This is a genomic window from Mesorhizobium sp. B2-4-12 (assembly GCF_006441575.1).
Lineage (GTDB): Bacteria > Pseudomonadota > Alphaproteobacteria > Rhizobiales > Rhizobiaceae > Mesorhizobium.
Genome location: NZ_VFVC01000108.1, coordinates 1 through 1,089, shown reverse-complemented (window position 1 = coordinate 1,089; position 1,089 = coordinate 1). Strand labels below are relative to the sequence as shown.

Here is a 1,089-nt window from a genome sequence, read left to right as displayed (position 1 = left end):
TCGGCGCCCCGCCATTTGACGGCGCCATTCTGGCGCACACCGCGCACCGCCGCCTCGGCCGGATAGTTGGGCTCGGGGGTCGTCTTCGGCATGGGACGGGTCGAGGGGCGGTAATGCTGTGCCGGGGTGTCCATGGCCAATGCTTCGTGCGGGCGTTCCTCATTATAGCTGCGCCGGAAGGCCTCGAAGGCCTGGGCTTGTGCCTGTCTGTCGGCCTCCGGTGCGTTGGCCATCGGCAGCATGGTCAGATGGAAACGCTCGTGACGCCCGTTCTGCTGCGGCTTGCCGGGCTGGATGCGCTCCAGGGCGATGCCGAGCTTGATGAAGCGCACCGCAAGCGGCGTCAGTCCGGTGACGCCGGCCGATGCAAATGGAGAGCCGTTGTCGCTTCTGAACCGATCCGGCAGGCCGTTCTCCTCAAACAGCCGCTCAAACACCGGCCAGGCCTCCTCATCGGCTGTCGAGCCCGTCGCCGCCAGCGCCAACAGGTAGCGGCTCAAGCCATCCATCACCGTCAAGGGCTCGCAGCGCCACCCGTCACGGGTCCAGAACCGGCCTTTGTGGTCTCCCGTCCACACCGCATTCGGCTGCGCAGGCTCCGGCCAGGGGCCGTTGCCCGCCGCCTTCCAGCGCCTGCGTCGCCGCCCGACAAGACCATACCGCTTCAGGATCTCGCCTGCCGTCGAGACCGCCGGCCAGCAGCATGAGGGCTCGCTTCGCCTCAGCCTGGCCATGATCTTCTTCGGCCCCCACAGCGGATGCGCCTCCTTCGCCGCCACGATCCGCTCCACCAACTCCAATGCCGTCGCCCGGCCGTGTTTGAGCGGTGCCCGCGGCAGATCATGCAAGCCTTCCGGCCCAAGCTCCCGGTAGCGCCCAAGCCATTTGTAGCCGGTCTTGCGCGAGATCTCGAAGGCCGCACAAAGCTGCGTCATCGTCTCCTCGCCACTAAGACACTCTGCAACAAATCGAAGCCGCTCATCCATGAGCCCAATCTCTCGCCAAACCATCGCCGGTCCTCCCGGCGGACAAGAAAACCGTTACCCATGCAATCGGTCCATCCTGTTACCTATCTATCCGGTTCGGACA

At 65.7% G+C, this 1,089-nt stretch carries 1 protein-coding gene; it reads right to left on the bottom strand.

Going from position 1 to position 1,089, the window contains the following annotated elements; all coding sequences use genetic code 11:
* The coding region (locus tag FJ934_RS27865; protein ID WP_140613600.1) for an integrase core domain-containing protein at nt 1–1,010 on the bottom strand (1,010 nt) is incomplete at its 3' end.
* Nucleotides 1,011–1,089 lie beyond the last annotated feature (79 nt).